We start from the raw sequence: 22,050 nt of genomic DNA, 5'->3' as shown, positions 1-22,050 counted from the left end.
TTAATCCTCTGAACGCTCAGGCAGCGTTGTCACTTCAAACCAATAGTTTACTAGCGTTTGCACATCCCGTTTTAGCTGCTCAAAGTTGATCGGTTTAACGATATAACTGTTAACTCCGTATCTGTAACAGTCATCAATATCTTTAGGGTTATCAGAGGTAGTAAATACTACAACTGGAATAGTTTTTAAATTATCATCTTCTTTAATGCGTCGCAATACCTCTCTGCCATCGGTTCCGGGTAGATTTAAATCGAGCAAAATCAAGCCAGGACGGGGGAATTTTTGGCGATCGCTATAGTTGCCAGTCCGATAAAGAAACGCCAAGGCTTGCTCCCCGTTCACACACCTCTGGATAGGAATTGTCAAGGGCGATCGCTGCAAAAACCGTTGCACTGCCTCAAAGTCTTCATTACTATCTTCCACAACTAAAAGTGGCGGCTTTTTCTGCACAAACAAGGTTAAATCGCGGTTCAAGAGATTTCCTCCGCCGAGAGCGTAAAGTAAAATGTGCTACCTTGATTTGGTGTAGATTCTACCCAAATTCGGCCTCCATGTCGTTCCACAATTTTTCGGGCAATGGTTAATCCTGCGCCTGTCCCGCCACCAAACTCATCGCGTCCATGTAAACGGCGGAAAATCTGAAAAATTTTCTCAATGTGTTGTGGTGAGATACCGATACCGTTATCACGGACGTAGAAAATGGGGGAGGGTAATTCCTGCTGAATATAGCCGATTTCTACCCATTTTTGGGGTTTATCATTATATTTAATCGCGTTGCTGATCAAGTTGGTGAAAAGCTCATTAACTTGGGCGCGATCGCATTCTAAGTTGGGTAAGGTTTGGGGTATGCGAAATTCTACTTCAGTTTGTGGTCGGGCAATTGTCAAGGTGGCGATCGCCTGCTGTACTAACTCATTCAAGTTTACCGTTTGTCGCATCAGTTCGGCGCGTCCCAAGCGGGAGAAATGCAGTAAGGAATTAATCAAGTCTTCCATGCGTTGTGTCAAACGCACCAGGGTTTGCAACTTCGCTACCCCATCATCATTTAATACCTCTGCATAATCTTCCATTAAGAAGTTAGCGTAATTGTGAATACCCCGTAGTGGTTCTTTCAAGTCGTGGGAAGCAATGTAAGCAAAAGAATCGAGTTCTTCATTACTGCGTTGTAATTCAAAGTTCATCGAAGCTAATTCATCAGCTTGACGTAGCACAATACCGACAATCAAGCTACGTAATTCGGAAACTGCGGCAATTTCGCAAGATTTCCACGGCAAAGCACGACCCCGCACCGTTTCTTGCCACGAATCGAAAGATTTGCGCGGAGACATGCGTAAACTACCATCGGCGGAAACTTCCACAGGCTTATTAGGATTACCACCCCAATTCACAGTTTGAATCACCTCTGGACGGAACCAGAGAATGTAATTACGATGAACCCGCGAAATTTCTAGTGCTAAAACCCCACTAGCGATCGCCGCATACGACGCGGCTGGGGGATAATCTTGAGAGAGCGATCGGGTTTCAAACAAACTTTCACGCAGATGCGGCTTAATCCAATCGAGTAAAGCTTGAACCTCACCCTCTGAAGGTGTTTCACCTACATGAATATACTGCTTACCACTGAAAATTACCGCCCCCGTAGCGTTTACCAAATGGAGTAATTGAGATTTGAGTTGCACCATCCCATCTAATAAATACTCAGCTTGGGACAAAGCCTCAACAAATTGAGTTTGCAAAGCCTTTAACTGCATTTTGTAGTCGATGTCCTCGCTGGCCTCTTTGTTTGCCAGTTCTACAGACATCACCTGCCCAATAAACTCACAAGCAGTGCGAATATTATATGGAATATACTTGGGTGATGAATGATGACAAGCAATTAATCCCCAAAGCTTTTGATTCTGCATCAGAGAAATAGACATGGAAGCAGTCACGCCCATATTGTGCATATATTCCAAGTGAATTGGAGACACACTCCGCAACACCGCTAGACTTAAATCTAATGGCTGATTAGTTATGGGATTATTTGTTGGAATTAAAGGAACAGGTTGGTAGTTAGCATCGGGAATCAAGCGTAACCAGTTGAGGGTGTAGAGATGTCGGGCTTGCTTGGGAATATCAGAGGCCGGGTAGCGTAAATCGAGATAAGGTGTTTCTTGGTCAGTATCTTCAGCAATGACACTACCTGCACCTTCTGGGTCAAAGCGGTAGACCATAACGCGCTCAAAATCAGTGATACGCCGGATTTCCTTGACAACAATTTGGCACATTTCTAGCAAAGTGGGTGCTTTCTGAATGCGCGTAATTGTTCCCTTCACCTGATTATAAAAGTCAAAAAAGTTAGTTTTTACCTTTACTTTTTGTGGCTCTATTTCTAGAATAATTGTCTCATCTAAACGATGCACAATCCCATCAAAATCAATTGATCTTTTGAAAATTGTAATAGAAATATTTATGGGATTAATACTTTCAAAATCTTCGCTCAAACACTGCTGAATCTTATTAATTTGCTTAACATCCAATAAGTATGACAGGGGTTTGCCTAGCAATTTATCTGGTTTTTGCCCAATTATTTCTTGCGAATTACTACTTACTTGAATAATTTTTAGGGAAGGGTCTTGTAATACTAAAATAACCCCATGAGGTTGGACTAACCCTGGAATATGAATCGGTTCTTGGTCACAGTTTGTCAAATCAACCACTTCATCAACCAAACCTTGTTTTCCTATTTTTCCATCGCTTTTAGGAGTAGACATAAATTTCTCATTAGAAATTAAAATAAAATGAATGAGTAAGAATAAAAAATATTCTCAATTAGCCAATTGCCGTTATCTTAGGCTGTAACGTGGTTAAATTTCAAACACAGTGCAAGACTGTTGACTATGGACTAATGACTAATGACTAAAAAACAGAAATTTCCTTACCTAGTTGGCTCCAAGTGGACAGCAACAAAGAAAATAGATGGTTGGCGACACTTTCAGGTAGTTAACCGCAAAAATCAAGGTAAATGGGTTTATGCCGAGATGGTCGCAGCTTGTGACCCCAAAATCCGCTTTTGGCTCAACGCCAAGTTGTTACAAGATGGTTTCCAGTGGCAAGCCGGCTGGCAATCATTGCAAGAAATTGAGGAAGCAGATAAGGCAGTGGGGAGTAGGGAATGAGCTAAGAGCATATTTATTGATAAATTAATAATTTTTTACAACATCATGCTTGTTAACTAATCAATAACTATTTATCTTCTGGGTAGGCATCATGAGCGCCCTAAATTATTGAGATTTTGAGAGTGCTAAAGCTATAAATTCTCTACTTCACATCAAGGCGATCAACTTATCCCCACAAGGATACAGTGTACACAAATCTTAGAGTTACGAACAAAATGTAGATTTATCCCCCTAAGTCCCTCTTTTTTCAAATGTAGCTTGGGGAGATAAAAACCTTATGGATAATGGATTATCAGACTTGTGTGTACACTGTACCTTCCACAAAGAGAGGATTTTTTCTTAACCACAAACTCATGATTTTAATGGCGATAGCTCTCATTACACTAAAATGCGGCTTTTAGAGTTGATTAAATCTGTCAAAACTCTTAAATTGTATGAAACATAGCTTTTTGTCTTTTGTTACTCTTTTTATTTAATTTGAGTATAAATATTGTTTTATTAATTTTAAAAGATATTTATAGCTACTTAAATGGATATAAACCTTATTGCTCTATTTATTGAGTTTTTACGGCTAATATCTACATCTTGCATATTTACCACCCCTTTATTTTTCGAGAGAAATAGTCAATAATCACGATCACATACCTCACACATTGCCAACTGCGGCTAGGTGAAGGCAAATGTTTTAGCCACAAGGTTTGATAAAAAACGATAAGAGGCAAGCACAGTGAAACTAGCAGTCTACGGAAAAGGTGGAATAGGTAAATCCACAACTAGCTGTAATATATCCGTCGCCATAGCCAAACGCGGTAAGAAAGTGCTGCAAATCGGGTGCGATCCTAAACATGACAGTACCTTCACTCTCACCGGGTTTTTGATTCCCACAATTATCGACACCCTGCAAGAGAAAGATTATCACTATGAAGATGTCTGGCCAGAGGATGTCATTTATAAAGGCTATGGTGGTGTAGACTGCGTAGAAGCTGGCGGCCCACCTGCGGGTGCTGGATGTGGCGGTTATGTCGTAGGTGAAACTGTAAAATTACTAAAAGAACTCAACGCTTTTGATGAATACGATGTCATCTTGTTTGACGTTCTTGGTGATGTGGTTTGTGGTGGTTTTGCTGCACCCCTCAACTACGCTGATTACTGCATGATTGTTACAGATAATGGCTTTGATGCCTTGTTTGCAGCAAATCGGATTGCGGCTTCAGTGCGAGAGAAAGCCAGGACTCATCCCCTGCGTTTAGCTGGGTTGATTGGCAACCGTACTTCCAAGCGCGACTTGATTGAAAAATATATAGAAGCTGTGCCAATGCCAGTTTTGGAAGTTTTACCCTTAATTGAAGATATTCGCGTTTCCCGCGTTAAAGGTAAAACTTTATTTGAAATGGCAGAGTCAGATCCTTCCCTGAACTACGTTTGCGACTACTACCTCAACATTGCCGACCAGATTTTAGCGCGTCCTGAAGGAGTTGTTCCCAATGATGCCCCTGATCGTGAATTATTCTCTTTATTATCAGATTTTTATTTAAATCCGCGTAAACCCCAGGTTCCTAATCCTGAAGAGGAATTAGACTTGATGATTGTATAAATCATCTGATTTTCAGGATGGGGTCAATATGGCTTTCTTTAATAGTTTTACAGATTCGATAAAACAGAAGTGGTTGCAATTCTTCCAAGCTAACCGTGACTGGATAAAACTCCACATGGAAGTGGAGTCAGTTTATACGCCAGACGGTGGCAAGCGGCCACCCTCTTACCTCATCCTGGGGGTAGTCAATGCACTGGAACCAAAACTAGCCCAGCTAATGTTTCCTTTTTCTAAATTGAATCCTGATGCCGATACCTTGATTGAGGTACTGGAGTTAAATTTTGACCCAGATATCGTATTGGGTAATCATTCAGTTCCTCAAGAAGAAGAAGAAACACATCAGTACGAGTCAGCAATTGAAGACAATATCCAAGATGAAACTTTGGCAAGCACCCAAACAAATGGCTTTGGGCTAGATTCTGAACACCAAACACTAATAATTGAGGCAGTAGCAAGCTTCAATGACCTAGAGGAAATTTCTATTACCAATGGAACTAAACTACAAGACCAGTTCCAGCATACAAACGGTAAGGAAACAGAAGGTTTTGATGAAGTCAACTTCGATACCATCGCTGAATCAACAGAAGAACTGGAAGAACAAATTCTCAGTGAATTGAACACACCAGACGAAAATGCTTTCAGTGATGTGTTATCTGATGTTTGGGGTGATGAGACATCGCTGCAAAAGACCGAAGATAATAACGATTTTTTGGGTGAAGAATTACCGGCTGGCGTTTTTGATGAATCGGAAATTGCCCGTCTCTTCCCCAACGCATAAATACAAGGGATTGGTAGTTGGTGCTATGTGCCAAGAAAAGGGAATAGGGAATAGGCAGTAGGGAGTAGGGTAAAATTACCATTCCCCACTCCCCACTCCCCTCCAATTCCTGCTTTTAATTTAAAAGGGGAGATAACCAAAATGACCATTGCGCAAGAACCAACAGCTTTAAACTTTGAGTGTGAAACTGGCAATTACCATACCTTCTGCCCAATTAGCTGTGTGGCGTGGTTATACCAAAAAATAGAAGATAGTTTCTTTTTGGTAATTGGCACTAAAACCTGTGGGTACTTTCTGCAAAATGCGATGGGGGTCATGATTTTTGCAGAACCCCGCTATGCAATGGCAGAGTTGGAAGAGGGAGATATTTCCGCACAATTGAATGATTATGAGGAGTTGAAAAGATTGTGCGACCAAATAAAGCGCGATCGCAACCCTAGCGTCATTGTGTGGATTGGCACTTGCACCACCGAAATCATCAAAATGGATTTGGAAGGGCTTGCACCCAAGCTGGAAGGCGAAATCGGCATTCCTATTGTGGTTGCCCGTGCTAACGGCTTAGATTACGCCTTTACCCAAGGGGAAGACACAGTTCTCGCCGCAATGGCTAACCGTTGTCCAGATAAATCACCAGTAGCAGAAGCAGAGAAAAACGAACGTAATGCCATTCAAAAGCTTTTAAACTTCGGCAAGAAGAAAGAAGATGTAGCCCAAGAAGAATCAGAATATGTAGACCATCCTCCTCTGGTTCTGTTTGGTTCCCTTCCTGATCCTGTGGTGACTCAGTTAACTTTAGAATTAAAAAAACAAGGTATTAAAGTTTCCGGCTGGCTACCCGCTAAACGCTTTACAGAATTACCAGTGCTGGAAGAAGGTTATTATGTTGCTGGTGTTAACCCCTTCCTCAGCCGTACAGCCACAACCTTGATGCGTCGTCGCAAATGCAAACTCATCGGCGCACCCTTCCCCATCGGCCCAGATGGAACCCGTGCTTGGATAGAAAAAATTTGCTCTGTGTTTGGTATTACACCTCAAGGTTTGGAAGAAAGGGAAGCGCAAATTTGGGCTGGTTTGGAAGATTATGTAAAACTTATTCGTGGTAAGTCTGTATTCTTCATGGGTGATAACTTATTGGAAGTCTCCTTAGCGCGGTTCTTAGTGCGCTGTGGAATGACTGTTCAAGAAGTTGGCATTCCTTACATGGATAAGCGTTACCAAGCTGCTGAGTTGGCAATGCTGGAAAAAGCTTGTGAGGAAATGGGCGTACCCTTGCCGAAGATTGTCGAGAAGCCAGATAACTATAATCAAGTACAGCGAATTTATGAGTTGAAACCAGATTTAGTAATTACTGGTATGGCTCATGCTAACCCATTGGAAGCGCGGGGTATTAATACTAAGTGGTCGGTGGAGTTTACTTTTGCTCAAATTCACGGCTTTACCAATGCGCGTGACATTTTGGAATTGGTAACTCGTCCGCTACGTCGTAATAATAATTTGAAAGATTTGGGTTGGGATAAGTTGGTAAGGGAGGAGGCGAAGATTTAGGTTTTATAAACCACAGAGACACAGAAACACAGAGGAAAGAGTATTTAAGGCGAACATTAAGGTTCGCCTTTTTTATTTCACGCATACCGCTAAAGCGGAACCCGCAGGGTAGGCGCAAAGGAAATAAGAAGTGTAGAGATTATATTTGTAAAGGTGTTGAAGGAATAATAAACATTAATTCTGCACCTTCGGGTTTTGTTTCTGAGGATGGGGATAGTTTTAGCCATTCATGAAAGCTAATACCAAGTTGAGATATTGCTTGTATTTCTGTTTGATATGATTCAAAACGACAATTGGTTTCTATCATAGATTCCATAACTTCTAGCATTTGAGGAAGTCGTTTATCCGCTTCTCGTTTTAAATCATTAGAATTGGGGCCAAGCCAGCCTCCTTGAACTTCAACACGACTTAAGATTGCTTGTGGTAGTGATTCTATCCATTTATTATGATCTTGTGCTATCCTAAATAGATTTTCTCTGTGCATTTCAAATACATCATTTTCATCTAGATTTGTATCGATCCATTGGTAAATTCTGGTTAATCTTTTTAAATCAGTTTGACCTTTTAAATGAGGTTGTAGATATGCTGCTGGGTTAGAAGTCAGAAGAATATCGACATACTTTTGAATACGAGAACGAATTACTCTTGATCCTTCTTGAAAACGACGTAATGCTGTTTCATGTTCTTCTAATTCTAAATAACAACGTGTTTCAGCTAGGTATGCTAAAGATAGAGTAAGAAGATATTCATCCGCAATTTGGCTTTGTTGTTCAATTTCGATATCCGTAAATTCTGTGTAAATATGTTCTGCTTCTAAAAACCTATTAATTGCTTGTAAAGCGCTACTTCTACGATTTTCAGGTTTAGTCATTGTAAAAGCATTAATTGCTAATTCAATAGCAGCACGAAAATTAGCATAAAAACTAAGGTCAATTTTTCGATTTATTTTGATTAATAACTCTTGCGCTTCTTGTAAACGTTGTTCTAATTCCTTAAGACGTTGTGCTATTAGAGCAAAGCCCATCACTGAAACACCAAGGTTAAATATACTAGTAGCAGTAGTTACATGTAAAATTCCTTGAGTTAATTGTAAATTCTGCCCTAGTTCCTGTAATTGATTTTCAATACCACCTAAGCGTCCGTTAACATCTGCTAAACCTTTTCCTGTCAAAGCAGCATTAGCAACAGTTGCAACTAAATTTCCTCCTGAAACAGCAAGATTGCCTAAATTTGTTTGTTCAAGTCCGCCTAAACGCTCGTTAACATTTGCTAAACCCTTTCCTGTCACAGCAGCGTTAGCACCTGAAGCAACTAGATTTACTCCAGAAAACATAAGATTGAGTAAATTGTTAGAGGAATTATTTTGTATTGGAGAATTATTAGGTATGTCTCTTAACCAAGTAACAACTTGCTTACTGACTACCTCTCGAATTACACCTCCAACTCGTTCTAAGCTTCCATTTGCTAATCCTTTGACAATCCAATCAGCAAGCATGAATGTTACTGTTACTGGTAAACTCACAATATTCTCCTCACTGCTAAACTTTTTCTGAATAAATAGCCACCTTGTATTTAAGTAACTGGTAGCTATAACTCTAGTTAGTATTCCCAGTTTGGGTTGGGGTTTATCTTATAAGCTAGGAGTATAAAAATATAGGGGAGAATAGGAGCGATCGCCAGAGTATTAAAATGATAGAAATTAGGAATTAACATTATGCCAGAGATATGTCGTTTTTTGGGAATTATTATTACTATGTACTACAATGATCACCCGCCGCCTCATTTTCATGTACGCTATAATCAACAAAAGGCAATCATTGAGATAGAAAGTTTGACAATTCTAGAAGGTCAACTTACTCCTAGAGTTCGGGATTTAGTAATTGAGTGGGCAACTCTGCACAAGTCTGAACTTTTAGAAAACTGGCAATTTGCAAGACAAAATGACCCATTAACAAAAATTGAACCTTTAGAATAAACTATGCTTCAAGACATCATAGAAGTTATTCCTCAAGATAATTACCAACTATATTTGAAGTTTGAAGATGGACAATCAGGAGTGGTAAATCTTAAAGAATTAATTGAATTTACAGGGATTTTCGCACGTTTAAATGATATTGAATATTTTAAAAGTGTTAAGGTTAATCGTGAATGGGGAACAATACACTGGGATAATGGGGCAGACTTAGATCCTGATGTTTTATATGCTGTAGTTACTCAACAATCTATACCCAAATATGAAACAAGTTTTATTGAATAAAGTAAGCAAATAAGCTTTAAATAATAAGTAGACTAGAGTACATATAAGCTAGGCTGAGTGGAATTAAACAAAAGGCTGTCCTGTAAATATCACTATGATGAATAAGACGTTATTAATTATTTCTAAATTGGTTAATGCGTTTAATGTTATGGGAATATATCTAATGTGAAAATTAACGATCGCACTCACTCATCAACTAGCGATCGCCAAAAAAATATTAATTATTATACCCATTTAAAATTGTAAACTAACACTATCTGCTATTTAAAACTCAAACAATAATTAGGTTAATATACTGTCGTGCAATAATTACTGATAAGACATAATACATAGTTACCTGCACTTTATTTTTTTAGGTGTAGAAAAATTTTCTTCCCAACGTGTTTATCAGCAGTCAAATTGGGGAATTATGAAGGATAGGAAATAATAACCCAATATTTAGCGGTTATATAAATTACATTATCTAGCATTTATTAAGGTAGCAGTGGCGATGTTAGAGCCGGAAAACAAGTTATTTGCCCTCAAAGATGGTTGGGTTTCTCAAGACTCCAGAGAACAACAACGTCTCAAAGCGCTATTAGAATTAGGTTTGCGACAACCAGAAACGATACCAGTCTTTGAAGAGGCGACTCAAACTGCTGCTCATTTTTTGGAAGCACCTATTTCTATTTTGGGTTTCATAGATCAAGAGCGTCATTGGTTTAAATCGGCGATAGGTTTATCTAGACTGGGGCTGATGAATCAACTAGCGCAAAGTCGTCAGTTGATGCGCCAGGAATCTTTCTGCACCCAAGTAGTGGAGAGTCATCAAATACTTGCCATCAATGATACTCATAAAATTACTAATCCTGCACTTGCGCCTGGTAAGTTAATTCAGGACTATGGCATTCGTGCATATTTAGGCGCACCCTTAATTGATGCGGCTGGCAATTGCCTTGGTGCATTAGCTGTCATGGATTTAGTACCGCGCAACTTTACAACCAGAGATATTGAATTTTTACAAATTATCGCTCGTTGGAGCATGAGTGAGTTTGAGCGTAACCGCCTACTCATGCAAGGAAAACCAGAGCCAAGTAGCTTCAAGAGCGCTCCAAGCTTCACAATTCATGAAGAAGTTAATAATATTAAGGTTACATCACCTAGTGTAGAAAAACGTCCTGATTCAACAAAGCAAGTCAAAATCGAACTTTTAGCCCAACTCACCCAGGAATTACGGACACCTTTGACATCTGTATTAGGGATGGCGAGTGTTTTAGGGCGAGAGATTTATGGGCCATTATCTACTAAGCAGCGAGAATATGTAGATATCATCCAACATAGTGGGCGGTATTTACTTTCTCTGGTGAATGAAATTGCCGAATTAGGCGCAATCGATGAAAACGCCCATATACTCAATATCGCGCCTGTAGATATTGAAATGTTATGCCAACAAGCAATCAATACTTTAGAAGAAGCTGCTAACCGTCGAGAACAAGATATTCGTTTATCTATAGAACCAGGACGTAGCCGTATTTGGCCTTTAGATAAAGACAAAGTGCGGCAAATGTTGTATCACTTAATTTTCAGTGTGATTCAATTGTCTGCTACTGGTAGTATTGTGCGTATTCATGTTTCATATAAAGAAAATACGCTTAATTTAACAGTTTGGGTTTCCCATCCTTGGTTGGGAGATGGTATCACTGATGTTGACCCTTACTTAAGACTTAATTCATTATCTGTAATGGATTTACCCAGTGAAGCAGACCTTTATGATATACCTGCTGAATTTCGAGAAGAAGTAGGAGGTGTACCAATGACACTGGAGAAGTTACAAACGTTGGGTGATTCTTTCTCTAATACTTTGGATGTAGACACTAATGATAACTCAACCAAAGGGAAAGCAAGTTTGTCTCGTGAAAGCTTAGGTTTATTGTTGAGTTGTCAATTGGCAGAACTGCATGGTGGACAAATTTCCATTCAAGGTTCACCAGAATCAGGGCATCGCTATTTGCTCAGTTTACCTTTACAAGTACCTACAACTTCCGAAGTCAGCGAGATTTAGTAGGGAGTGGGGAGTGCTGAGGATTGAGTAATATCAATTCTCCAAAAATAAACAACAGATGCAGCCAAGAAATACTTGCTACATCTGCGTCTCTTAATTACGAATTACGAATTAGCAAGAGCCATTAGCCTCTCAAAATCCCATCGCTTTGGCTACAGATCCTAAATCTGCCTCAATACCTTGTTTAAACTGGCTATTGCTGTGTTTAATTGCGGTATCTGGGTCTTTTAAACCGTTACCAGTGAGGATACAGACTACTGTAGCGCCTGTTGGTACTTGGTCTTTGACTTTCAATAAGCCGGCGACGGAAGCAGCGCTGGCGGGTTCACAGAAAATACCTTCTGATGATGCTAACAGGCGGTAGGCATCGAGGATTTCTTCATCGGTGACGGCGTTAAAGTTGCCCTGACTGGCTGTTTGGGCAGCGATCGCTTTATCCCAGCTTGCGGGGTTGCCAATGCGAATGGCTGTGGCGATGGTTTCAGGATGGGCGACAGGTTGTCCATTGACTAAGGGTGCTGCACCTGCGGCTTGGAATCCCATCATTCGGGGTAGGCGATCGCATTTCCCGACTTGATGATATTGACAAAAACCCATCCAATATGCTGTGATGTTCCCTGCATTGCCCACTGGTATACATAACCAGTCTGGGGCATTACCTAGAGCATCGACAACCTCAAAGGCTCCTGTTTTCTGCCCTTCCAAACGGTAGGGATTGACCGAATTAACTAAGGTGATGGGGTAGGTTTCCGCCATCTCGCGGACAATTTCTAAGGCTCTATCAAAATTACCCTTAATTGCTAAAACTTCCGCGCCATAGAGTAGTGCTTGCGCTAACTTACCCAAAGCTACATAACCATCGGGAATCAAGACAAAAGCCTTCATTCCCCCACGCCGAGCATAAGCTGCGGCGGCGGCTGAGGTATTGCCTGTACTCGCACAAATTACAGCTTTGGCTCCAGCTTCCTTAGCTTTGGAAATCGCCATAGTCATACCCCTATCCTTGAAACTGCCAGTGGGGTTAAGACCATCGTATTTTACGAACACAGTGACTTGTCTGCCGATACGTTCTGCGATCGCTGGTACGGGAATGAGGGGAGTGTTACCTTCTAACAATGTCACAACTGGAGTGTTTTCAGTAACAGGTAGATACTCACGATAGGCTTCTATCAGTCCGGGCCAGGGTTGGCTATGAGATTTAGCAACAGACAAGCTCAAAGTCACGGGATTTAAAAGTTTTTCGCTAAGGATTGGATATGGAAGATTTTAATAAATGGAAAGAATAAACAAACACATGTTTTGCAACTTTTCCTTCCAGAAGATTAATATTATCTCTTTTTGTACAAGTCTTGCACTGATAATTTAAGAAATTTAGTCATTAGTCCATAGTCAACAGTCCATAATTTTTCCCCTTGCTCCCTGTTCCCCCCACTCCCCACTCCCTAATCTCTTTCAAGGGCAGGTTTCGCTACCCCAAACAGCACTCACTACTTACGAATTACACAGGCACAGAATACCCCATCGCTGCTTTCACATCTGCTAAGGTTTTATTAGCAACGGCTTCAGCCTTTTCTCTCCCATCACGCAACACTGACTCTAGATAGCCTTTGTCGGCTGTGATTTGGTGATATTTATCTTGTATGGGTTTGAGGGCGTTAATTGTTGTTTCTGTTAACAGTGGCTTAAATTGTCCCCAGCCCATATCTTGACATTCTGCTGCTACTTCTTCCTTCTTCTTACCAGAAAGGAGCATATACAGCGTTAGCAAATTATTACATTCTGGGCGTTCTGGGTCGTCAAATGTTAAACCTCTGACTGGATCAGTTTTACAACGTTTAATTTTATTAGCAATCTGGTCTGGTGTATCCAAAAGATTAATCCGGCTTAACTCTGAGGAGTCAGATTTGGACATTTTCCGTGTCCCATCTGTTAAACTCATTACCCGCGCCCCTTCCTTGCGAATTAAAGGGTCTGGTAGTTTCAGTACAGGTTCATCTTTGGCAAATTGATGATTAAATCTATTAACAATATCCCTTGTCAGTTCCAAATGTTGCTTTTGGTCTTCTCCTACCGGGACTCTATCGGCTTGGTAAAGCAAGATATCAGCCGCCATCAGTACTGGATAAATTAACAAGCCTGCACTGACGTTTTCTCCCTGCTTGAGTGCTTTTTCCTTAAACTGAATCATGTCTTGTAGCCAGTTGAGGGGAGTGATGCAGTTAAGCAACCAAGCCAGTTCACTGTGGGCTGAGACATGGGATTGGACAAAGATGTTGGAATATTGTAAATCAATGCCACAGGCTAAATAAAGTGCAGCGATCGCATAAGTGTCTGCCGCTAATGTAGCTGGATTATGCGGTACAGTAATTGCGTGTAAATCCACTACACAAAAGAAATTATCGTACTGGTCTTGAATCTCTACCCAGTTGCGTATCGCCCCTAAATAGTTTCCTAAATGTAGATTACCAGTTGGTTGAACTCCCGACAGAACGCGCTGCTTACCCATAAATCCTAGTTAGTTATCTCAAATTCCCACCTTATTACAGTGGCGATCGCAAAACCATTTCATTTTGGCATTAGTCAATAGTCATTAGTCAATAGTCCATAGTCAACAGTGCTATTGGTTGGATTTGAGCGAGGGTTAATAAATATACTACATATTTAATATGATAAATCTTGTGGGGTGGGCATCTTGCCTGCCCTTGTATAATTTACTAGGGTAAAATGTGCTGTCACTATTTTAGATATAAATATGCGTGAACTTTATCCACTCCGAGAACCTTATAAAGAAGGTAAATTACAAGTCTCTCAATTACACACAATACATTTTGAAGAATCAGGAAATCCTCAAGGTAAACCTGTAATTTTACTGCATGGTGGCCCTGGTGGCGGCTGTCCACCATTTTATCGACAGTATTTTCATCCCGAAAAATGGCGCTTGATCATGTTTGACCAGCGCGGCTGCGGTAAAAGTCAACCCCATGCGGAATTAACAGAAAATACAACGTGGGATTTAGTTAATGATATTGAAAAACTGCGAGAACATTTAGGAATAGATAAGTGGGTAGTTTTTGGTGGTAGTTGGGGCAGCACTTTATCATTAGCTTATAGCCAAACTCATCCTGAGCGTTGTTTAGGATTAATTTTACGGGGAATATTTTTACTCAGGCAAAAAGAACTACGTTGGTTTTATCAAGAAGGTGCTAGTTATATTTTTCCTGATGCTTGGGAAGAATATCTTAAACCAATTCCGGTAGATGAACGTGATGATTTACTCAGCGCTTATTATAAACGTTTAACTAGCCCAGATTCGCAAATTCGACTAAAAGCAGCGCGTGCTTGGTCAATTTGGGAAGCCAGCACTAGCAGATTATTTCCTGATCCTCAGCTAATGCAAACCTTCGGTGCAGATAATTTTGCTGATGCTTTCGCCAGAATTGAATGTCATTATTTTGTGAATAAGGGATTTTTTAAGACAGAGGATCAACTATTATTAAATGTTCATCATATCCGCAATATCCCGGCTGTGATTGTGCAGGGACGTTATGATGTGGTTTGTCCGATGACCTCAGCTTGGGAATTACATCGTGCTTGGCCGGAGGCTGAATTGATTGTAGTTCCTGATGCGGGTCATTCTATGAGTGAAACGGGAATCCGCAGTGCTTTGGTTGAGGCTACAGATAAATTTGCTGATTAAATTTCCTAATTACGAATTACGAATTAATTTAAACTGATCTTTGCTTAAGTTTAGCCTTCCATTCTCGAATAGCGATCGCAGTTCTAGCTACAGAAGGAAGGTAACTGTCTGTAGTTTCTACTTTTGTTTGATATCTAGTACTTAAGGGTTTGCTAGTTAAACAATCACTCAAGTTTGGCAAGTCAGTTGCTAAATTTAAAGCTTTAATGACATCTTGTGGTTTCTGAAAACGCTCATCTAAAGACATTTTCACCATCTTGCTGATAATTCTGGCAAAATTGTGACTGACATTTACGTCATTGAGCCAGCGTATCTCCCCGGTTTGGCTGTCATTTTCTAGTTCTACAGGAGATTTACCAGTTAACAGATAAATACAAGTCATCCCTAAAGCATAAATATCACTAGCATAAACTGGACGTAAGGAAAACTGTTCTGGTGGTGCAAATCCCATTGTCCCGACAAAATTAGTTTGGGCTTGATGAACTGAATTTATACATATATCAGCTAACTGTTCCTTAACTGCACCAAAATCTATTAAGACTATCCGTCCATCATCAGCACAGCGCACTAAGTTTTGCGGTTTAATATCTCGATGAATTACTTGATTTTGATAAAGATAATGCAATATCGGCAGTAATTCCTGTAAAAATTGCTTTACCTCTGTTTCAGTCTTTGTCCCATTTTGTTTAACTTCCCGCGCCAAAGTATAACCACGCACGTATTCTTGGACTAAATAAAGCTCCCCATTACCTTCAAAATAGTTAAGCAGCATGGGAATTTGCGAATGGCTACCAAGTTTAGCTAGAGTTTTGGCTTCCTTTTCAAAGCGTTGACAGGCGTTTTGCCAAGTTTTGGCACTAGCAACTTTTGGACAAAGCTGCTTAATCACACATAACGGATTTCCGGGTAACATAGCATCTTGCGCCAAGAATGTGATGCCAAAACCACCCCTACCTAATATTCGCAAAATGCGATAGCGATCGCAAAATAAGTCTTTGGAGCCACACATTTGCACCAGATGGTTCTGCTGCAAATTGTACTGATGTAAATTTGTAATGTTTCCCAAAACGCGATTCATAGCCCAACGCTAGCTACTGAAGATGTTATTAATCTAACCTCAAAATTACATCTATGCCAGTAGCATTACGGCGACTTTACTAAATCAATATGAGTTGTTATATAGTGATGAGTGCTGAGTGAGGAGTGCTGAGTTATGGGTAATGAGTAAACATTTCTCCCTCATCCCCCTCATCCCCTTCATCTCTCCCACTCCCCACTCCAATTAAGGCACTTCAATCGGAATCAAAGCATTCTCCGGCAAATACTTACTAAACCGTCCTTCATCAGCAAGCACGACAATCATCCGTAAAGGATAATCAGGCGGAATTTGTAAATCTGCCCAAGGTATCGCCACTTCCAAACATTTATCTAAAGCGACTTGGGCGCGGCTGACACGGGGATGCCATTGATAATTTTCTGCGGCTTCCCGAAACTGAACTGATTGGGTAAGCAAGTTAATTTCCAAATGGTGATGGAACAGATAATTAAGTGGATCTTGATCCGGCACATCTGCCAAGGGAATTGGGCTGTTGTGCATTGTTTGGTCGGGATAGAACCACAACAAGTTTAATTCTGGAGGTAAATCTCCTCCTGGTGTGACACCGCTTTTAAAGTCTAGTCGTAAGTAGAAATTCAAGTGGTCTACGCCATACCATAGGCGTTGAACAACGCTGCTGTTGTGCATTGTCCCTCGCGCCCCACCTACTTCTATCCGTCCGGCTTTGTCCCAGTCTTGTTCGTCACCACTACCATCAATTACAGGGTGTATAAAGCTTGTGGGAGAATGATCTGTTTTGACTGCATGAACTTCTACTGGTTGCTTGAGATAGGCGGGGATGGGTTCATTTAAGGCTTTGTAAAGCCCACACAAATGTTCTCGGAACAACTGGTCAAAAATGGCATCTTGGTTTGAGGAATGTCCCTCGCCAAACCACCAAAACCAGTCCGAGCCCTCGGCAGCATATAACGCTTCCCATGCTTCGGGATTATTTTCCTCTGTGGCTTCTGGGTGGTTTGCCAGCATGATTCTCGCTTGCGTCAGGTAATCCCACGCCCGGTTTTTGGCAGGATCACCAATCCAGGTGGTAAAGCTGCCGTCAACCCAGGAACCGCTATGCAGTTGTTCTCCGGGGATGGTGGCTGTGGCTGGGTATTTTTGCAAAAATTCGGAGACAGTAACGAGTTGAATATGAGGTTCGTCGCTTAAACGTTGATATAAAGCTTCTAAGAATAATTTGCCGTCTTGGGGGTAATACTCCCAGCAGTTTTCGCCATCTAAGGCGATGGTAACTAACCAAGGTTGTTCGCTGGGGCGTTCTCTTTGCTGTTTGGCGATCGCCTGCAAATGTCCCACTAGGTCGGCGGCTGCTTGTTTGGCTGGCATTGCCCCATAGGTAAAGCCAATCAAGTCTGATAATCTATGATCACGGAAGACAATGGCTAAATCTCCGGCTGGAGTTGCTAGGCGATAAGGTCGATACAAGAGTTCTGGTTGCTCTACATTCCCTGCACCATCCCGATGAAAGAAGTGTTTTAACGTCCAGCCTAACACGGCTTCATCTGAGCAAATCCACTCAAAACCTTGTTTGATAATATACGGCAGTATCTCTGGACTAACAGATTGTTCCGAAGGCCATAAACCTCTCGGTTCTTGCCCAAATCTATCTGAATATAATTCCCAAGCTTTTCTTAAATGACGAGGAATATCTTCAGTCCACTGAAACCGGGAATTAGGCAATGTCATATTGGGTACTGCCACCCGCCCAGAATTGGTATCGGCTAACAGAGGTAAAATCGGGTGAGTGTAGGGTGTAGTGGTAACTTCCAATTGCCCCGACTCCTGCATTTTCCGGTGCTGGGGTATAATGCGGCTGAGAATATCACGCTGTTTGGAATAGATACGCTGGCGATCGCTTAATGTAAAGTTACGCCCCTGTTTTAACCAAGCCTCAATCTCTGGGTCATCCCAAAACAGAGGGTCTATCCAAGCCAAATTATGCCACGCCAACAAATCACCGTAATCAGGTAATTGCCAAGTCTCTAAACACCAAGCCTGTCCTCTCTCCTGCCTTTGGTAGTACAACTCGGCATACCGGGGATGAGGGTCAATTAAGGTGTGGTGATTAGCATCAAAAAAGTGCTGAATGATAAACTGTTTTTGTGGCTGAGTCAGTTGCTCAGTGGGTGTCAGACTAGCCGTGAGGTAAGGGTCAAAAGCTGTACCCGCAATGTAATCTTCTAGTTGCAGAATTAAGGAAGGAACTAAATTCACCGTCTGGTGTAATTTCGGGTACTTTTCCAAAATCAACACCAAATCTAAATAATCCTTCGTACCGTGTAGGCGTACCCAAGGCAGGCGATACTGCTGACTGGATAATTCAGAAAGGCCGTTGTCTGGAGATTTATACAACGGTTGGTGTTGATGCCAGATAAATGCAACGTAAAGAGGGTGAGTCATAGGGATTTGGTAGAGGAATAAGGAAGATGTAACTGGCTTCTCTTACGAGACGCTACGCGTTCGCGCAAGCGTTCTCGCAGAGTACCCGCAGGATGGGGATGTGGTTCTCTGCGTTCGCGTAGCGTGTCGGAGACAGACGCTCCGCGTAGCTTGCTTCCACGGAGTGGTACGACTGCGCTCACCAGTCGGGAGATGAGGAGGATGAAGGGAGATCAGGAGGGTAAGATTATGCTTATCTTCCCCTACTCTCTCCTTATCCTTGTCTCCTGCCAAATCCCTAGTCCTTATAGTACCTGTTCAACTTCAGAAATTTCAGGAATCATTTCCCGCAGACGGCGCTCAATACCCATTCTCAAGGTCATGGTAGAGCTAGGACAAGAACCACAAGCACCTTGTAAACGTAATTTAACAACCGGCCCATCGAGTTCTACAACTTCCACATTACCGCCATCAGAAATCAGGTAAGGACGCATTTCATCTAAAACGGTTTCAACGTTTTCCAGTGTGAGTTCCATGTGCTTGATACCTAATAAGTTAACGGTGTAAATTGGGCTTTGGGTCTTAGAGATTGGTTCTATAATTTCCCATTACCCAGCCAAAATTTTATTTTGAGCTTTATTTAAGATGATCCTAGATCGAATTGTTGCTAAATTGTGTTTCTTCCAAAACCTATGATATCTAATCTCAACATTCTCTGGAGAAGCACATGAAGGTTTTTCATTTCCTATGCCTTTACACCCCTATACCTTTGGGTATAGGGTATATTTTCTAACAACTTATTTATAATTGCTATAATATCGATTTATTACAAATTTTTAACATTAAATAGTTTAGCCAGCCAACTCAATCAAGAGGGGAATGATGAGGAATCGCCGCGTTGTTATTGTTGGTGCTGGATTTGGTGGTTTACAAGCTGCCCAATCTTTAGCTAACTCTGGTGCAGATGTATTATTAATTGATCGCAATAATTATCATACTTTTGTTCCGTTACTTTATCAGGTAGCGACAGGACAAATAGAACCAGAGTACATTGCTTACCCCATCCGCACAATTTTACGGGGTTCCTTTTGTCAATATCAAAAGCCTCAAGTTCAGTTTCTCATGGCTGAGGTTGAGTATATTGATTTTGCTGGGCAAGTTGTGAAAACAACTCATGGTGCAATCAATTATGATTTTTTAGTGCTGGCGACTGGTAGCCGTACTCAGTTTTGGGGAGTTGACGGTGCTGAAGAATATGCTTTTTCTATGCGAAGTTTAGAAGAAGCTGTGGCGCTACGAAATCAAATCTTTTCGTGTTTTGAAGAAGCTATTCAAGAATCTGATGCAGCTAGAAGACAACAATTACTAACTTTTACCATTGTCGGCGGTGGTGCAACTGGGGTGGAGTTGGCGGGTGCATTAGTTGAGATGGTGCGAGGCTGCTTACGCCGATATTACTCCACTATAGATTCTAGAGAAGTGAGAATCGTTTTGGTGCAATCGGGCGATCGCTTGTTAGTGGAATTGCCAAAAAAGTTAGGAGTCCATACCTACAAAAAATTGCGTCAGCTAAGGGTGGAAGTTTATTTGCAAACTAGAGTCAGTCAAGTTACCGATGGATTTGTTCATCTGGAAAACGAAGAAATTATCCCCTCCAAAACCGTGATTTGGACGGCTGGTTTAGAAGCCAACCTCCCCGGAGTTTCCGAGGAGTTAGCTGTAGCGCATAAAAGCAAAATAGTAGTGCATCCCACTCTACAAGTGTTGGAACATCCCAATGTGTATGCAGTTGGAGATTTGGCTTATGTGGAACAGAAGGGTAAGTCATTATCTGGAGTTGCGCCGGAAGCACTCCAGCAAGGTGTGGCGGTAGCGCGGAATATCCGGCTGCAAATTAGAGGTAAATCACCAAAGCCTTTTAGCTATTTCAACAAAGGTAGGTTGGCGATTATTGGCTGTTATTCAGGTGTGGGGAAAATTGGCACGGTTGCGTTTACAGGCTTCTTGGCATGGTTGATGTGGCTGGGGGTTCATTTAGTTTACCTCCCTGGCTATCGCAGCAGATTACTAGTGTTACTGACTTGGCTACATACTTATTTATTTAGCGATCGCCACGTTCGTTTAATTCTTGCTCCTAAACGCAAGAGTGTCCAGAATACTCAAGCAGATGTGCATTATCTACAAGAATCACGTTGATTTCCATCTCTGCAATCAAACTTAATTCAAGTTGGAGTAGAAAATCATGGCTGACAACAGAAATTATCTAGGACTCAATCGCAAAGATATTGCGATCGCCTATTTACTTTTACGCATTCTTATAGGTGTAAATTATTTCAATCATGGATTTACCCGCATTGGTAATATCCCCGGCTTTGTGGAAGCCACTGTCAAACAATTAGAAAATTCTTACTTCCCTGAATTTCTGGTAAGAATTAATTCCTACTTAGTTCCCCCAGTCGAACTAATTGTAGGTATATTAATCACAATTGGTTTAGCAACTCGTAGTGCTTTAATCGTTACTTTTGCACTCATGATCATTTTGAAATTAGGAGTGACATCAGTACAAAATTGGAGTGCAGCAACCTCAATGTTAAGTTATGGAATTGTGTTGTTTATCTTACTTGCTGGTCATGGGTTCAATATATATTCTGTAGACTATTGGAGAAGCAGTAAACAAAACCTGACAGAATCAACAACAACATCTGAACCGAGTATATTTAACTTCCTCATGAATAAACTACGTGGAAAACGCCGCCGACAGCAACGCCACAATTTTTAGATAAAGTCAGGGGTGAGAGAAACAAGAACAAACCTAAATCTAGGTACAATCTAAAAGCAATTGTGATTTAACCCCATATTATTATGAGCAACATCCCCGAAACTGGACAGCCAGCACCTAATTTCTCAACCCCTGACCAAAATGGTAATTTAGTAAGCCTGAGCGATTTTAATAATCAATGGGTAGTAATTTACTTTTACCCCAAAGATGATACTCCAGGCTGTACTACAGAAGCCAAAGATTTTACAGATTTATATTCAGAATTTAGTAAGTTAAGAGCAAAAGTTTTAGGTGTAAGTCCTGATTCTGGTAAAGCACATTGCAAATTTATTGATAAGCATAATTTGTCTATCACTCTTTTAAGTGATCCAGAACATCAACTTATTGAAGCCTATGGTGCATGGCGCTTAAAGAAATTCATGGGTAAAGAATACATGGGTGTAGCGCGTTCAACTTTTTTAATTTCACCTGATAAAAATATTGCCTATGCTTGGCCTAACGTCAAAGCTAAAGGTCATGCTCAAGCAGTTTTACAAAAAATACAAGAATTAACAAATATTTGAGATATTTATCAAACTATTGGCGCAGTCTACAATGATTTATATCATACTGCGCTCTACGTATTTTTGTAATTAAACTAATCTCAGGAAAAGTTTATTTACAATAAGTATAGGAATCCGATTTGATTTCTGTTCGCGTAGCGTG

General features: G+C 41.0%; 19 protein-coding genes. 11 read left to right on the top strand and 8 right to left on the bottom strand.

Annotation, left to right across the window (positions count from 1 at the left end):
• Positions 1 to 474: a response regulator gene (locus tag NSMS1_RS18855; protein WP_224086309.1), complete on the bottom strand. Its 474-nt coding sequence runs from the start codon at positions 472 to 474 to the stop codon at positions 1 to 3.
• Complete coding sequence (locus NSMS1_RS18850) at positions 471 to 2,753, bottom strand: ATP-binding protein (protein ID WP_224086308.1); 2,283 nt, start codon at positions 2,751 to 2,753, stop codon at positions 471 to 473. The genes NSMS1_RS18855 and NSMS1_RS18850 overlap by 4 nt, the downstream gene beginning before the upstream one ends.
• Positions 2,754 to 2,894: 141 nt before the next feature.
• On the opposite strand from NSMS1_RS18850, the gene NSMS1_RS18845 reads away from it, so the two are divergent.
• From NSMS1_RS18845 to NSMS1_RS18830, 4 genes are all read left to right on the top strand, one after another.
• Positions 2,895 to 3,158: a TIGR02450 family Trp-rich protein gene (locus NSMS1_RS18845; RefSeq protein ID WP_224086307.1), complete on the top strand. Its 264-nt coding sequence runs from the start codon at positions 2,895 to 2,897 to the stop codon at positions 3,156 to 3,158.
• Between the two features lie 727 nt (positions 3,159 to 3,885).
• On the top strand, positions 3,886 to 4,752 hold the full coding sequence (gene bchL / locus NSMS1_RS18840; protein ID WP_224086306.1) for a ferredoxin:protochlorophyllide reductase (ATP-dependent) iron-sulfur ATP-binding protein: 867 nt from the start codon (positions 3,886 to 3,888) through the stop codon (positions 4,750 to 4,752).
• Positions 4,753 to 4,780: 28 nt separating this feature from the next.
• Positions 4,781 to 5,530 (top strand): DUF5331 domain-containing protein, encoded by a 750-nt coding sequence (locus NSMS1_RS18835; protein ID WP_224086305.1) that lies wholly within the window; start codon positions 4,781 to 4,783, stop codon positions 5,528 to 5,530.
• A gap of 141 nt (positions 5,531 to 5,671) precedes the next feature.
• A complete protein-coding gene (locus tag NSMS1_RS18830; protein WP_224086304.1) occupies positions 5,672 to 7,075 on the top strand; it encodes a ferredoxin:protochlorophyllide reductase (ATP-dependent) subunit N in 1,404 nt (467 codons plus the stop codon).
• A gap of 139 nt (positions 7,076 to 7,214) precedes the next feature.
• On the opposite strand, the gene NSMS1_RS18825 is transcribed toward NSMS1_RS18830, so the two are convergent.
• A complete protein-coding gene (locus NSMS1_RS18825) occupies positions 7,215 to 8,597 on the bottom strand; it encodes a hypothetical protein (RefSeq protein ID WP_224086303.1) in 1,383 nt (460 codons plus the stop codon).
• A gap of 192 nt (positions 8,598 to 8,789) precedes the next feature.
• Here NSMS1_RS18825 and NSMS1_RS18820 point away from each other — a divergent pair, with 192 nt between their 5' ends.
• The 3 genes from NSMS1_RS18820 (at position 8,790) to NSMS1_RS18810 (ending at position 11,373) form a co-directional block, all read left to right on the top strand.
• Entirely contained in the window at positions 8,790 to 9,050 is a 261-nt protein-coding gene (locus NSMS1_RS18820; RefSeq protein ID WP_224086302.1) for a DUF4160 domain-containing protein, read from the top strand.
• Between the two features lie 3 nt (positions 9,051 to 9,053).
• Positions 9,054 to 9,332, top strand: a complete 279-nt coding sequence (locus NSMS1_RS18815) for a DUF2442 domain-containing protein (protein ID WP_224086301.1) — start codon at positions 9,054 to 9,056, stop codon at positions 9,330 to 9,332.
• 490 nt (positions 9,333 to 9,822) lie between these two features.
• Positions 9,823 to 11,373, top strand: coding sequence for a GAF domain-containing sensor histidine kinase (locus NSMS1_RS18810; RefSeq protein WP_224095273.1), 1,551 nt, complete (start codon positions 9,823 to 9,825; stop codon positions 11,371 to 11,373).
• Positions 11,374 to 11,505: 132 nt separating this feature from the next.
• Here NSMS1_RS18810 and thrC read toward each other — a convergent pair whose 3' ends face one another.
• Positions 11,506 to 12,597: a threonine synthase gene (gene thrC, locus NSMS1_RS18805; protein ID WP_224086300.1), complete on the bottom strand. Its 1,092-nt coding sequence runs from the start codon at positions 12,595 to 12,597 to the stop codon at positions 11,506 to 11,508.
• A gap of 274 nt (positions 12,598 to 12,871) precedes the next feature.
• The gene (trpS, locus tag NSMS1_RS18800; protein WP_224086299.1) at positions 12,872 to 13,879 is read right to left on the bottom strand and encodes a tryptophan--tRNA ligase; all 1,008 of its coding nucleotides are present in this window, start codon (positions 13,877 to 13,879) and stop codon (positions 12,872 to 12,874) included.
• Positions 13,880 to 14,125: 246 nt separating this feature from the next.
• On the opposite strand from trpS, the gene pip reads away from it, so the two are divergent.
• A complete protein-coding gene (pip, locus tag NSMS1_RS18795; protein ID WP_224086298.1) occupies positions 14,126 to 15,070 on the top strand; it encodes a prolyl aminopeptidase in 945 nt (314 codons plus the stop codon).
• A gap of 28 nt (positions 15,071 to 15,098) precedes the next feature.
• Here pip and NSMS1_RS18790 read toward each other — a convergent pair whose 3' ends face one another.
• From NSMS1_RS18790 to NSMS1_RS18780, 3 genes are all read right to left on the bottom strand, one after another.
• Positions 15,099 to 16,148, bottom strand: coding sequence for a serine/threonine-protein kinase (locus NSMS1_RS18790; RefSeq protein ID WP_224086297.1), 1,050 nt, complete (start codon positions 16,146 to 16,148; stop codon positions 15,099 to 15,101).
• A 204-nt stretch (positions 16,149 to 16,352) separates the two neighbouring features.
• Positions 16,353 to 18,587, bottom strand: a complete 2,235-nt coding sequence (locus NSMS1_RS18785) for a glycoside hydrolase (protein WP_224086296.1) — start codon at positions 18,585 to 18,587, stop codon at positions 16,353 to 16,355.
• A 284-nt stretch (positions 18,588 to 18,871) separates the two neighbouring features.
• The gene (locus NSMS1_RS18780) at positions 18,872 to 19,102 is read right to left on the bottom strand and encodes a NifU family protein (RefSeq protein WP_224086295.1); all 231 of its coding nucleotides are present in this window, start codon (positions 19,100 to 19,102) and stop codon (positions 18,872 to 18,874) included.
• 343 nt (positions 19,103 to 19,445) lie between these two features.
• Here NSMS1_RS18780 and NSMS1_RS18775 point away from each other — a divergent pair, with 343 nt between their 5' ends.
• The 3 genes from NSMS1_RS18775 to bcp all read left to right on the top strand — a co-directional run bounded on the left by NSMS1_RS18775 (position 19,446) and on the right by bcp (position 21,908).
• Positions 19,446 to 20,762 (top strand): NAD(P)/FAD-dependent oxidoreductase, encoded by a 1,317-nt coding sequence (locus NSMS1_RS18775; RefSeq protein ID WP_224086294.1) that lies wholly within the window; start codon positions 19,446 to 19,448, stop codon positions 20,760 to 20,762.
• Between the two features lie 46 nt (positions 20,763 to 20,808).
• The gene (locus NSMS1_RS18770) at positions 20,809 to 21,345 is read left to right on the top strand and encodes a DoxX family protein (protein WP_224086293.1); all 537 of its coding nucleotides are present in this window, start codon (positions 20,809 to 20,811) and stop codon (positions 21,343 to 21,345) included.
• An 83-nt stretch (positions 21,346 to 21,428) separates the two neighbouring features.
• Positions 21,429 to 21,908 carry a thioredoxin-dependent thiol peroxidase gene (gene bcp, locus NSMS1_RS18765; protein WP_224086292.1) on the top strand — a complete coding sequence of 160 codons (480 nt, stop codon included), beginning with the start codon at positions 21,429 to 21,431 and terminating at the stop codon, positions 21,906 to 21,908.
• Positions 21,909 to 22,050 lie beyond the last annotated feature (142 nt).

This window comes from Nostoc sp. MS1 (assembly GCF_019976755.1).
GTDB lineage: Bacteria > Cyanobacteriota > Cyanobacteriia > Cyanobacteriales > Nostocaceae > Trichormus.
This window is presented reverse-complemented; position numbering and strand designations above follow the sequence as displayed.